The 13,602-nt window shown below is 31.3% G+C and carries 11 protein-coding genes and 1 riboswitch; all 11 genes read left to right on the forward strand.

Features of this window, described 5'->3' with window-relative positions:
* Window positions 1-53: 53 nt before the first annotated feature.
* Window positions 54-2,801 (forward strand): preprotein translocase subunit SecA, encoded by a 2,748-nt coding sequence (gene secA / locus CURI_RS01300; protein ID WP_041701355.1) that lies wholly within the window; start codon window positions 54-56, stop codon window positions 2,799-2,801.
* A gap of 60 nt (window positions 2,802-2,861) precedes the next feature.
* Window positions 2,862-3,945, forward strand: a protein-coding gene (gene prfB / locus CURI_RS01305; RefSeq protein ID WP_144276048.1) for a peptide chain release factor 2 whose coding sequence is annotated in 2 segments (ribosomal slippage) — window positions 2,862-2,909 and window positions 2,911-3,945 — 1,083 coding nt in all. Because the reading frame shifts where the segments join, the coding sequence is not laid out codon by codon here.
* Between the two features lie 172 nt (window positions 3,946-4,117).
* Window positions 4,118-6,274 (forward strand): Tex family protein, encoded by a 2,157-nt coding sequence (locus CURI_RS01310; protein ID WP_014966480.1) that lies wholly within the window; start codon window positions 4,118-4,120, stop codon window positions 6,272-6,274.
* Window positions 6,275-6,329: 55 nt separating this feature from the next.
* The gene (locus tag CURI_RS01315; protein WP_014966481.1) at window positions 6,330-7,070 is read left to right on the forward strand and encodes a sensor histidine kinase; all 741 of its coding nucleotides are present in this window, start codon (window positions 6,330-6,332) and stop codon (window positions 7,068-7,070) included.
* A 31-nt stretch (window positions 7,071-7,101) separates the two neighbouring features.
* Complete coding sequence (locus CURI_RS01320; RefSeq protein ID WP_014966482.1) at window positions 7,102-8,262, forward strand: amidohydrolase; 1,161 nt, start codon at window positions 7,102-7,104, stop codon at window positions 8,260-8,262.
* 61 nt (window positions 8,263-8,323) lie between these two features.
* A riboswitch (FMN riboswitch) is annotated at window positions 8,324-8,441 on the forward strand.
* Window positions 8,442-8,613: 172 nt separating this feature from the next.
* Entirely contained in the window at window positions 8,614-9,201 is a 588-nt protein-coding gene (locus tag CURI_RS01325; protein WP_014966483.1) for an ECF transporter S component, read from the forward strand.
* Between the two features lie 173 nt (window positions 9,202-9,374).
* The gene (gene tsaE, locus CURI_RS01330; protein ID WP_014966484.1) at window positions 9,375-9,842 is read left to right on the forward strand and encodes a tRNA (adenosine(37)-N6)-threonylcarbamoyltransferase complex ATPase subunit type 1 TsaE; all 468 of its coding nucleotides are present in this window, start codon (window positions 9,375-9,377) and stop codon (window positions 9,840-9,842) included.
* Window positions 9,842-10,339, forward strand: a complete 498-nt coding sequence (gene tsaB / locus CURI_RS01335) for a tRNA (adenosine(37)-N6)-threonylcarbamoyltransferase complex dimerization subunit type 1 TsaB (RefSeq protein WP_014966485.1) — start codon at window positions 9,842-9,844, stop codon at window positions 10,337-10,339. Before tsaE ends, tsaB begins: the two co-directional genes overlap by 1 nt.
* 208 nt (window positions 10,340-10,547) lie before the next feature.
* The gene (gene rimI, locus CURI_RS01340) at window positions 10,548-10,991 is read left to right on the forward strand and encodes a ribosomal protein S18-alanine N-acetyltransferase (RefSeq protein WP_014966486.1); all 444 of its coding nucleotides are present in this window, start codon (window positions 10,548-10,550) and stop codon (window positions 10,989-10,991) included.
* Between the two features lie 64 nt (window positions 10,992-11,055).
* Window positions 11,056-12,012, forward strand: a complete 957-nt coding sequence (locus CURI_RS01345) for an oxamate carbamoyltransferase subunit AllH family protein (RefSeq protein ID WP_014966487.1) — start codon at window positions 11,056-11,058, stop codon at window positions 12,010-12,012.
* Between the two features lie 205 nt (window positions 12,013-12,217).
* On the forward strand, window positions 12,218-13,591 hold the full coding sequence (locus tag CURI_RS01350) for an efflux RND transporter periplasmic adaptor subunit (protein ID WP_014966488.1): 1,374 nt from the start codon (window positions 12,218-12,220) through the stop codon (window positions 13,589-13,591).
* The last annotated feature ends 11 nt before the right edge of the window (window positions 13,592-13,602 follow it).

The following is a 13,602-nucleotide window of genomic DNA, read 5'->3' on the forward strand; positions in this document are numbered from 1 at the left end:
AGCACTTGTAACTCAAAAACATTAATGATAAAATAGAGTAATGATAAAATGTTATGAGGTGGGGAAAATTGAAAACATTCTTAGAAAAGATATTTGGAAGCCACAGTGATAGAGAAATAAAAAGAATAGAGCCTATAGTAAACAAAATAGAAAGCTTAGATAGTGAGATGCAAAAACTATCAGATGAGCAACTTAGGGGAAAGACTGACGAGTTTAGGGAAAGGCTGTCAGGAAGTGAATGTTGTCTAGACGATATATTACCAGAAGCTTTCGCGGTTATGAGAGAAGCAGCTTACAGAGTACTTGGAATGAAACATTACAGAGTGCAGTTAATAGCTGGTATAGTTCTTCACCAAGGAAGAATAGCAGAGATGAAAACAGGTGAAGGTAAAACGCTTATGGCTACATTACCAGTATATTTAAATGCACTTTCAGGAAAAGGTGTACATGTTGTAACTGTAAATGATTACTTAGCGGAGAGAGATAAAGAGCAGATGGGAAAAGTCTATGAGTTTTTAGGACTTTCTGTAGGTTGCATACTAAATAGCATGGACAGTTCGGAAAGAAGAATAGCATACGGTGCAGATATAACTTATGGTACTAATAATGAATTTGGCTTTGATTATCTAAGAGACAATATGGTCATATATAAACATGAGATGGTTCAGAGAGACTTAAACTATTGTATAGTTGATGAGGTAGACAGTATCTTAGTAGATGAAGCGAGAACGCCTCTTATAATCTCAGGAATGGGGGATAAATCTACCAAACTTTATAGTATTGCAGACCATTTTGTTAAGACTCTAAAAGGTAGATCAATGGATCCAAATGAAAAGAAAGATATGTTTGATCGTGAATATGTAGTAGAAACAGTAGATTTTGTTATAGATGAAAAAGCAAAAACAGTAACACTTACTGAAGTTGGTGTAGAGAAGGCAGAAAAATATTTCTCAGTAGAGAATCTTTCAGACCCTACAAATATGGAAATTTTACATCATATAAATCAAGCTTTAAAAGCACAAAACACAATGAAAAGAGATATAGACTATGTAGTTAAAGACGGAGAAATCCTTATAGTTGATGAATTTACAGGTAGACTTATGCATGGTAGAAGATATAGTGAGGGATTACACCAAGCTATAGAAGCTAAAGAGGGATTAGAAGTAAATAGAGAATCTAAAACTTTGGCTACTATCACATTCCAAAACTACTTTAGAATGTATAAAAAGCTATCTGGTATGACTGGTACTGCAAAAACAGAAGAGGCCGAGTTTAGAGAAATATATAATGTTGATGTTATAGAGATTCCAACTAACAAACCAATTATAAGAGAAGATAATCCAGATGCAGTTTATAAAACTTTAGAAGCTAAATTAAACGCAGTAGTTAATGACATAAAAGAAAAAAATGAGAAAGGTCAACCAGTTTTAGTAGGTACTATTTCTATAGAGATGTCAGAAGTTTTAAGCAAACTTTTAAAAAGAGTTAATGTAAAGCATGAAGTTTTAAATGCTAAGCAACATGATAGAGAGGCAGAAATAGTAGCTCAAGCTGGTAGATTTGGTGGAGTTACTATAGCTACTAATATGGCTGGTCGTGGTACTGATATAGTTTTAGGTGGTAATCCTGAATTTGTAGCTAAAGTAGAGATGAGAAAAAAAGGATACAGTGAAGAATTAATAACAGAAGTAGATAGCTTTGTAGACACAGAAGATGAAGAAATATTAGAAGCAAGAAAAGTATATAGAGAAACGTTAGAAAAAGTTAAAGTACAAACTGATGAAGAAAATAAAAAAGTAATAGAAGCTGGTGGACTTCACATAATTGGTACAGAAAGACATGAATCTAGACGTATAGATAATCAGTTAAGAGGTCGTTCTGGTCGTCAAGGAGATCCAGGTTCATCAAGATTCTTTGTATCTCTTGAAGATGATCTTATGAGACTATTCGGTGGAGATAGAGTAAAAAGTATGATAGAGTCACTTGGAATGCCAGATGATGAAGCATTAGAACATAGAATGTTATCTAAATCTATAGAAAATGCTCAAAAGAAAATAGAGGGTAATAACTTTAGTATAAGAAAGCATGTACTTCAATATGACGACGTTATGAACAAACAAAGAGAAGTTATATATGCTGAGAGAAGAAGAGTTTTAGAAGGTGAAAACCTAAAAGAGCATGTAATGAGTATGGTTGAGGGCTTCTTACAAAGTGGAATAGATATATATACTAAAGATGAAAAATATCCTGAGGAATGGGATTTTGCTGGACTTGAAAACTATATAAATAATGTAATACCAATGGGTGAACTTAATATAGAGAATGTAGAAAGTTTAACTAAAGAAAGCTTAGTTGATACATTAAAAGAAAAGGCTAGACTACTGTATGAACAAAAAGAAGAAGAAGTAGGAGAAGAAGCTTTAAGAGAACTTGAAAGAGTTATTCTTCTTAGAATGGTTGATACTAAGTGGATGGATCATATAGATGCTATGGATCAATTAAAACAAGGTATAGGTTTAAGAGCTATGGGACAACAGGACCCTGTTCGTGCATATCAAACAGAAGGATTTGATATGTTTGAAGAAATGATAAATAGTATTCAGGAAGATACTCTTAAAAATCTTTATCACCTACAAAGAGCAGAAAATATAGAAAGAGAAAGAGTAGCAGAACCTATCTCTACAAGTCATGGAGATGAGGAAGTTAAAAAGAAACCTGTGGTAGTTAAAGAAAAGATAGGAAGAAATGATCCATGCCCTTGCGGAAGTGGTAAAAAATATAAAGTTTGTTGTGGGAAATAACAGGTTATAGACTAAAAGGAGCTGAACCTTTTGTTAATAGAACTGGAAACTTATAAAGAAATGATAAATTCCGTTAAAGAGACTTTAGAAGAAATCAGGGTTTCTCTTTGACATAGATGAGTTAAATAAAGAACTTTGTGAACTAGAGGATAACACTATGAAACCAGACTTCTGGAATGATAGTGAAAATGCTCAAAAGATATTGCAAGAGATTAAATTTAAAAAAGATAAAGTAACTGAATATGATGAAATAGTAAACTCTATAGAAGAGGTAGAGTTTACTATAGAGTTATTAAATGAATGTGAAGATGATGATATATGTAAAGAGCTTGAGAGAAAAATATCTTTTTTAGAAAAAAGAGTAGATAATTTTAAGATAGCTACTCTTCTAAGTGGAGACTATGATTCAAACAATGCTATACTCTCTATACACTCAGGAGCAGGTGGATTAGAAGCACAAGATTGGGCGGAAATGCTTTTAAGAATGTATACGAGATGGGCTGATCATAGAGAATATACTGTCGAGACCTTAGATATACTTCCAGATACTGAAGGGGGTATAAAGAGTGTTACTATACTAGTTAAAGGTATAAATGCATATGGATACCTAAAAAGTGAAAAAGGTGTTCATAGATTAGTAAGAATATCTCCATTTGATTCATCAGGAAGAAGGCATACTTCATTTGCATCAGTAGATATATTCCCAGAGTTAGATGAAAACGTAGAAGTTGATATAAATCCAAATGATTTAAGGATAGATACCTACAGATCTGGTGGTGCTGGTGGGCAACATGTAAACACTACAGATTCAGCAATTAGGATAACTCATATACCTACAGGGGTAGTAGTTCAGTGTCAAAATGAAAGGTCACAACACTCTAATAAAGCTACAGCTATGAGAATGTTAATGGCAAAGCTAATAGAGCTTAAAGAAACAGAAAGAAAAGAAACGATAGAAGACCTACAAGGCACCTATAATCAGATATCTTGGGGATCTCAAATAAGAAGTTATGTATTTCACCCATATAATTTAGTAAAGGATCACAGAACTAATGCAGAGGTAGGAAACACAGACAGAGTTATGGATGGTAGTATAGATATTTTTATGAATGAATATCTAAAATATAGATCAAAAAACATATAGATTGATGATATATCAATAAGTTAGAGGATTTTTATATGGTTTTGCCGAATAGATAAAGAGAATTAATCATTAAGATTGGTTCTCTTTTTTCTATCTTAAATCATATATAAAATAAAATTTAAAAGCTAAAATAACTTTAGTCTAAGAAAATTTATATATAAGGGGTGCAACTATGAATATAAACGAAATACTAATAAAAGAATTTAACATAAAAAAGTTCCAGGTAGAAAATACTATAAAGCTTATAGATGAGGGAAATACCATACCATTCATAGCGCGATATAGAAAGGAACAAACAGGGGAGCTTAGCGACGTAGTACTTCGTGAACTTTATGAAAGACTTATATATTTAAGAAACTTAGAGTCTAGAAAGGAAGAAGTAATTAGACTCATAGAAGAACAAGGCAAACTTACAGAAGAATTAAAAAAAGATATATGGAGTGCGAATACATTACAAAAAATAGATGACTTATACAGACCATTTAGACCAAAGAGAAGGACTAGAGCAACTATAGCCAAAGAAAAAGGATTGGAACCATTAGCAGATATTATACTGGATCAAAGTCTGACAGAAGGAGACATAAAAGATATAGCGTCTAAGTACATAAATGATGAAAAAGAAGTAAATTCAGTGGAAGATGCACTTACAGGAGCAATGGATATCATAGCAGAGATTATCTCTGACAATGCAGGGTATAGAGAAACTATAAGAAACAGATTATATAATAAAAGCGATATATTAACTCAAGCTGTAGATGATAAAGAAAAGTCAGTATATGAGATGTATTATGAATATAGTGAACCCGTTAGAAATATAGCTAACCATAGAATATTAGCTATAAATAGGGGTGAGAAGGAAAAGTTTATAAGAGTAAAAATAGACAGCTTAGACGAGGACATAGTAAGTATATTAAACAGTAAAGTTATAGTAAATAAAGATGCTATAACTACAGAATACTTATTATCAAGTATAGAAGATAGTTATAAAAGATTAATATTCCCATCCATAGAAAGAGAAATAAGAAACATATTGACTGAACGAGCTGAAGAACACGCTATAAAAGTGTTTGGAAAAAATTTAAGTCCTCTCTTAATGCAATCACCTATAAAAGGAAAAGTAGTAATGGGATTTGATCCTGGATTTAGAACCGGATGCAAGGTTGCGGTAGTTGACGATACTGGAAAACTACTAGACTTTACTACTGTCTATCCTACAGAACCTCAAAATAAAGTAGAAGAAACTAAAAAAGAACTTATAAACCTTATAAATAAGTATGATATAGACATGATAGCAATAGGAAATGGAACTGCATCTAGAGAATCTGAGACAATAATAGCCGATATGATAAAAGAGATAGATAAAAAAGTGTATTTCACTATAGTAAGTGAGGCTGGAGCATCTATTTATTCTGCCTCAAAGGTAGCAAATGAGGAATACCCAGATATAAATGTATCTATAAGAGGTGCTATATCTATAGCCAAAAGACTTCAAGATCCACTAGCTGAGCTTGTAAAAATCGATCCAAAACATGTAGGAGTAGGTCAATATCAACATGATTTAAATCAGGGCAAATTAGATGAAACATTAAAGGGTGTAGTAGAAGACTGTGTAAATAGTGTCGGAATAGATTTAAATACGGCATCAGTGTCACTATTAAGCTACGTATCTGGTATATCACCAAGTGTTGCTAAAAATATTGTAAGCTATAGGGAAGAAGCAGGAAGATTTAAAAATAGAAAAGAACTACTAAAAGTTAAAAGGCTAGGACAAGCCACATACACTCAATGTGCAGGTTTCTTAAGGCTAGCAGATAGTGAGAATCCACTAGATAACACTTCTGTACATCCTGAAAGTTATGATGTGACTCTAAAATTAGTGGAGAAATTAGGATATAGTAAAGAAGATATAAAAGGGGGTAAACTTAAGAGTATAGACAGTAAAGTATCTACCGAAGAAAGTTTAGAAGCTATAGCCCAAGAGTTGGAAACGGGGGTACCAACACTTAGGGACATAGTTCAAGAGATAAAAAAACCGGGAAGAGATCCAAGAGAAGATATGCCGATACCAGTATTTAGAAGTGATGTTCTGAAAATAGAGGATTTAAAGGAAGATATGATTTTGACTGGTACAGTTAGAAATGTAGTAGACTTCGGAGCCTTTATAGATATAGGCGTAAAAGAAGATGGACTAGTTCATATATCTAATTTAAGTGATAAATTTGTAAAGAATCCTATGGATATAATATCTGTAGGAGATATAGTTAAAGTAAAAATAATAGAGGTAGATATTCCTAAAGGAAGAATAGCTTTGAGTATGAAGGGTATATAGTAAGAATGGGCATAAAATAACACATTATGTAATTTGGGAATAGAGGGGGATCAAAATGGAAAAATCTAAAGACTTTTTTTCAATGGATAAAGATTTTAGATATCAACGATTAAGTACACTAGGGGAGTTAGCTGGAGAAATATCTCATGACTTTAATAATTCACTTACGACCATATTAGGATTTACACAAATTATTATGAATGATAAGAGGTTAGATAAAGATTTAAAGAGCTATATGGAAATGATATATGAATCAGCATTAGATGGAGAAGCCATAGTAAGTAGAATAAAGAATTTTAGTAAAAATGAAAAAAGTGATAATATGTCCCTTGTAGAAGTTAATGATGTAGTTGAAAGTACAATTAAAATGGCAAGTATCAAATGGAAGAATATCAATGAGAAAAAGGGTGTAAAGATAGAAGTTATAGAAAATCTTCAATCTAAAAGCAAAATAAATTGTAATGCTAGAGAAATAAGAGAGATTACCCTTAATATAATTTTGAATGCCATAGACTCTTTAGAAAGTGGTGGACAGTTAAAAATAGAAACATATGATGAGGGTGACAAAGTAGTAATAAAAGTACAAGATACTGGTATTGGTATGGATGAAGAAACTATGTCTAATATATTTGAACCATTCTTTAGTACAAAAGGTGAAAAAGGAACAGGGCTAGGACTTAGCATATGTAAGAAAATAATTGAGAAGCATAACGGTACTATCGAAGTAGACAGTAAGATAGGAGTAGGAACAACATTTAAGATTTACATGAAAAGATATAGAACGGACATAGTATAACAGTTTATGTACTATTACGGAGGAAAAACAAATGATACTTATAAAAAATGCAAAAATATATACAATGCAAGAAGAAGTAATAGAAAATGGAAGCATCTTAATAAAGGAAGGTAAGATAAAAGAGATAATAAAGAAGGAAGCGTATTCTAAAGGCATAGATGACTTAGATGGGGTAGAAATAATCGATGCAAATGACTGTATAGTCATGCCTGGAATTATAGATGCCCACTGCCATCTTGGAATGATAGAGGATGGAATGGGATTTGAAGGGGATGATACCAATGAGATGTCAGATCCAGTCACTCCTGAGTTAAGAGCAATAGATGGAATAAATCCTATGGATAGAGGTTTTGAAGAAGCATATCAGAATGGAATTACTACTGTAGCTACAGGACCAGGAAGTTCAAATGTAATCTGTGGTCAATTTGCAGCCATAAAAACTTATGGGAAAAGAATAGATGATATGATAATAAAAGAACCTGTAGCCATGAAAGTAGCACTTGGAGAAAACCCAAAGACTATATACGGTAAAGAAAAACGATATCCAATGACTAGAATGGCAACAGCCGCTATACTGAGGGAAACTTTATTCAAAGCTAGGGAGTATATGAATTCTGAAAAACCAAATTTTGATATGAAGATGGAAGCGATGGCAAAAGTACTAACAAAAGAGATACCGCTAAAAGTTCATGCCCATAGAACTGACGATATATTTACAGCGCTTAGGATAGCGAAGGAATTCGATGTAGAAATAACGTTGGATCACTGTACAGAAGGTCACTTAATTTCTGAGTATATAAAACAAGAAGGTAAATATGCTATAGTTGGACCATCTTTATCAGATAGATCAAAAATTGAGCTTAGAAATTTAACTTTTGAAACACCAGGTGTATTACATAATGCTGGAGTGAAAATAGCAATAATGACAGACTCTCCAGAAACACCTGTATACTATCTACCACTATGTGCAGGCCTAGCAGTAAAATCAGGATTAGATGAGATGGAGGCACTAAAAGCCATAACAATAAATCCAGCTGAGATACTAGGAATAGATGAAAGAGTTGGAAGTATAGAAGTAGGAAAAGATGCGGATATAGTAATATTTGATGGACACCCACTAAGAGATATTATGTGTAAAGTGCTTATGACTATTATAGATGGAAAGATTGTTTATAATCAGATAGACGGCTAAAAAATTAGCATTGACATAATATTTTTAATATGAAATAATATTGATAACAATTAAATATATTTTAAATCTTCAGGGCAGGGTGTAATTCCCGACCGGTGGTAAAGTCCACGAGCTGCTAATGCAGTTGACTTGGTGAAATTCCAAGACCGACAGTAAAGTCTGGATGAAAGAAGAAAAATCCATCTTATAATTTATATTATATGAATAATACTTATTATATAGTTATTATTTCAGAAAATATATTTTAAAAGTGGATATAATTAATGAATGGCACCCTGATATGAAATATCAGGGTTTTTTATATTGCATAATCCCTGGAGTTACAAAACACAGACTAAAAGGAGTGGTATAATGAGTAAAAGATTGTCATTATCAACATTAGTAAAAGTATCACTTTTGGGGGCTATATCATTTATCATAATGATGGTTGAATTTCCATTATGGTTTGCACCTGAATTTTATAAAATAGACTTTAGTGACTTACCAGCACTGATAGGAGCACTTTCATTAGGCCCAGTAGCAGGAATAATGATTGAACTTATAAAAAATCTATTAAATGTAGTATTTACAGGAAGCATAACAGGTGGTATAGGAGAATTCGCTAACTTTTTAATTGGAGCATTATATGTAGGGATAGCAGGATATATATATAATAAAAATAAAACAAAATCGACTGCTATAAAGGGAATGATATTAGGAACTATAGTAATGTCTATAATTGGTTCACTTCTAAACTACTATGTCTTGTTACCAATTTATAGTAAAGTGATGCCAGTAGAAGAAATATTACAGTGGGCTAAAGCAGTAAATTCATTGGTGGTTGATTTAAAAACACTTGTTATATTTGCAGTACTGCCATTTAACTTATTAAAGGGTGCAGTAGTATCTATAATAACCTTACCTATATATAAAAGATTGTCTGCAATATTACACAAGTAAAGTAAATCGTAAGAAGAAATTCCTATTTAAGTAGGGATTTCTTTTTTATTTTGAAATTTTTTTACTCATAAAACTCTAAAAAATGATATCATTATATATAATAAGATATAGATAAATTTTTTTAAAAAGAAAAATATTTGAAATAAACATTCAAAAGATTATCATTTGAAAGGATGAAAAAATTGTTGAAGATTAGCACTAAAAGTCCTGAAGAAACTGAAGAAATAGGATATAATATAGGAAAATCACTTAGTGGTGGAGAGATAATTTGTATGGTAGGGGATTTAGGAGCGGGAAAAACCACTATGACAAAATCATTAGCAAGAGGACTTGAAATAGAAGACTATATAACTAGTCCTACATTTACTATAGTTAATGAATACGAAGGTAGACTAAAACTATATCACTTCGATGTATATAGAATAGGAGACGTAGAAGAAATGTATGACCTAGGATATGAAGAATACTTTTATTCAGATGGAGTATGCATAATAGAATGGTCAAACTTGATAGAGGATATACTACCTAAGGAAAGAATCACTATAGAAATAAAAAGAGGAATAGATGATAACACGAGGGATATTATAATAGATGGAACAGGTCAAAAGTACGAAGACTTAATTAAGGAGTTGAATTATTAGTGAAAGTGTTAGCAATAGATACATCAAGTACCGTAGCTAGTTGTGCCATAATGGATGATGAAAAACTTTTAGGAGAAGTTATATTAAACGATAAGACTACCCATTCACAAAAACTTCTACCTATGATAAAGCAAGTATTAGAAAATTGTAAGTTGAAACCTGAAGATATAGATATATATGGAGCAGCAATTGGTCCAGGATCATTTACAGGGCTTAGAATAGGAGTTGCTACTATCAAGAGTTTAGCACACGCTGTGGAAAAAAGAGTAGTTGGAGTATCTTCACTAGAAGCACTTGCACTAAATATTCCATTTAGTCAAAGTTTAATAGTACCAATAATGGATGCAAGAAGAGATAGGGTATTTACAGCTATATACAAATGGGAAACTGAAGAACTTAAAACTATTATGGAACCAGATGTTATAGAACTTAGTGAACTCATAACTATTTTAAAAGAAAAAGAGAATCTGCTGTATTTAATGGAGATGGAACTTTAGTATATAAGGATATTTTAATACAGGAACTAGAGGAGATAGCGAGTTTTGCCCCGAAAAGTTCTAATGCTGCAAGAGCATCTTCTGTAGCAGACATAGTAATGGAAAAAGCAAAAAATGGAGAAACACAAAGCTACTTTGATCTAGTACCAGAATATTTAAGAGAATCTCAGGCTCAAAGAGAGTATGATGAAAAGACGAGAGCATAATTATGAACGATATAATAGTTAAGGAAATGAGTTATGAAGACATAGATGGAGTTGTGGAAGTAGAAAACATGTCATTTGTGACACCATGGTCAAAAGAATCTTTTGAGAATGAACTAAAAAATAAGTTAGCAGTATATGTAGTTGCTAAGGATGATGATAGGGTTGTAGCTTATGGAGGCGTATGGCTTATAATAGATGAAGGTCATGTTACTAATATCGCAGTACATACTCAATATAGAGGAAAAGAAATAGGAAGCCTTATCTTAGATGAACTTATAAGATTGTGTAAACAGAAAAATATGACAAGTATGACTTTAGAAGTTAGAAAATCTAATGAAGCAGCTAAAAATCTTTATAAAAAATTTAATTTTGAAGAAATAGGAATAAGACCTAAATATTATTCAGATAATAACGAAGATGCAATTATAATGTGGTTGACATTCTAATGAGAATAGATAATAATACTTATTATATGCAACTGAATAAAATAGAAGACTGAGGAATGATTTTATGCAAGCTAATTATATGTGTATAGACTTAATGAATAGATTAGATAACGGTGATCATCTGGAAGGAAATATATCATCTGTATATAAATGTTTATTTACGGTAATTACTGAAGATAATGATTTAATCTATTTTTTAAATAATAAAAAGTATATAGCACCAATGTCTGTAGTATTAGAGGATATAGGAAGTTTTAAGGACTTAAATCTTACTCAAGATACTAAAGTTCTTTTTAACAAAGATAAAATCACAATCGACTCTCATAAGATAGAGATAGAGATAGATAACTGTTTACCATGGGATGCTAGCCCATCTTTACCATCGAAAGAAACTTCTGAAGAAATTATTAAAAATAATTTGCTAACCCTTGAAGAAGGTATCTTCAAACATGGCAAACATGAAGGGATAGCTCCACTCATATTTAATATAGGGGAATATATAGAAGAGTTAAAGCCCTTGTCAGAAATGAATATACATAATAATTTGTATAGCTCATTTATATCCAATAGAATAATCGAGTTTATATTTGAAATTGTAGATAAAGATATTGAGAATATATCTAATACTGTTAAAGAATTTATAGGATTTGGACCTGGAGTAACTCCATCTTCTGATGATTTTCTTTGTGGATTTATGAATTCACTAGTATATATCGGTATGTACTATAATCTAGATTTAGAAAAAATATATAAGCTTAATAAAGACATGATTAGTAAGATAGAGATAAATAAAGAGGAAATAAGCCATGATTTACTCATAAGCTCAGCAGAAGGTAAAGCTCAAAAAATGATAATAAATCTTATACACAGTGTTATATATGAAGAAGATAAAGAAGAAGTTTGTCAATCAATAAGAGAAGCAATTAGCTTCGGGGATATGTCAGGAACGGATATGGTGTGTGGAATTTATTTAGGAATAAGACTTATTACAAATAATAACATAAGAGATATGTTTATATAGATTTTAGGATAGAAAATAGAAGGTATCTAATTAATTAGATACCTTCTATTTTTACATATATAAGGACAAAAATAAAGTTACAATATTGTAAGATATGATATAAAAGGTATTTGAAGGAATTCTCATGATATTATAGTATAATAAAATAAGACAAGCATTAAATATAATAATATAATATATATTTTAATAAAGGAGGAAAAAAATTTTGAAATTTAATAAAAAGATTGTCGGAATAACAGCTGGTATTATTCTAAGTACTTCACTTATTGGACTAGGGGTTGCCAAATCTAAAAATCAGGCTAAATCATCTGATATGGTAGTTGAAACTGTAAAGGTGGAAAGTGCAAAAGACTTTAGCTCTACTCTTGATATAGATGGAGTTATAAAGTCTAAAGAAGAAGTAAGTATAACAACAGATATCCCATCTAAAGTCATAGAGGTACTTGTTAAAGAAGGAGATGTAGTAAAAAAAGGAGATATAATTGCTAAACTTGAAACACAAGATATAGTAAGTAAAATATCTAGTGCTGAAGTAAATCTAAATTTAGAAAAAGAAAGACTTAAAAGCTTACAAACAGACTTAGCAAGAGCGTCTAAACCTAGTAATACATTAGAGTTAGAGAAAAATATAGAGAATGCAAGAATAGATTATTCAGGTGCTAAAAATGATTATGAAACTTCAAAACAGTTGTTTGAATCAGGAGCTGTTAGTAAAGAAAAAATGGATTCAGATGAGAGGAAAATGCTTAGTGCTAAAAATACACTAGAAATTACAGAAAGTAGATTAAGAGAAGTAAGAGAAAATGGAGATAGTAATGGAAGAAGTAAGGATGAAATACAAGGTAGTATAGAGGTTCAAAAGAAGACTATAGAACTTCAGGAGATAAATTTAAAGAAAGAAAGAGAGTCTTTAGATAATGCAGTAATAAAAAGCCCTATAGACGGAACTATAACATTATCAAATACAAAAGTAGGTATACTAGCTACAACTGCTAATCCACTATTTACAATAAGTAATACTGATAAGCTTGAAGTAGAGGTTGAAGTAGGGGAATACGATATATCTAGTATCCGACTAGGTCAAAAAACGGAAATAACAGGGGATGCTTTTAAAGATAAAAAACTATCTGGAACAGTTTCATATATAGCTCCAAGTGCAGGCGATATAGTTGCTGCATCGACAAATAATCAAGCTTCTGGCGGATCGAAAGAATCTAAAGTAACAGTAAAAATTGATTTAGAGGGAAACACAAAAGGTCTTAAGCCAGGATATAATGCAAATACTGTTATAAGTACTTCCCATAAAGACAAAGCATTAGTAGTTCCTTATGAATCTATATACAAAAAACAAGATGGTAAAGATGTTGTATTTTTAGTGGGCAAAGACAATGTAGTAAAAGAGATAAGTGTTAGAACAGGTATATCAGGAGATATAAAACAAGAAATAATAAGTGATAAGATTAAAGCAGGAGATAAAATAATATTGGCTCCAAATGAAAGTACTAAAAGCGGTATGAAAGTTAATGTGATAGAAGACTCTGAAAATAATAAGAAGAATGATGAAAAAAAGAGTAAATAATACTGAAAGTA

The organism is Gottschalkia acidurici 9a, assembly GCF_000299355.1.
GTDB lineage: Bacteria > Bacillota > Clostridia > Tissierellales > Gottschalkiaceae > Gottschalkia > Gottschalkia acidurici.